The following is a 238-nucleotide window of genomic DNA, read 5'->3' as shown; positions in this document are numbered from 1 at the left end:
CGACGACGCCTACACCGCCTGGATTGGCGACCACCTCAACGGCCGCGACACCATCATGCTCGCCGCCACCCACGACACCGTGACTGCGCTCAACGCGCGCGCCCGCGTCGATCGCCTCGCCCGAGACGGTGATGAACCCGGCCCGGAAGTGGCGCTGACCGACGAGCTTCGCGCATCGGTCGGGGACACGATCCGCACCCGCCGCAACGACTCGACGCTACGACTCGGCGCCCGGGAC

At 71.0% G+C, this 238-nt stretch carries 1 protein-coding gene; it reads left to right on the top strand.

Features of this window, described 5'->3' with window-relative positions:
• Positions 1-238, top strand: a 238-nt coding sequence (locus CUZ56_RS15510; protein WP_148113788.1) for a hypothetical protein, incomplete at both ends; no start/stop codon positions are given.

This window comes from Saezia sanguinis, from assembly GCF_003991585.1.
GTDB lineage: Bacteria > Pseudomonadota > Gammaproteobacteria > Burkholderiales > Burkholderiaceae_C > Saezia > Saezia sanguinis.
Note: the sequence above shows the minus strand (reverse complement) of the source record. Positions and strands in the feature narration are given on the sequence as shown.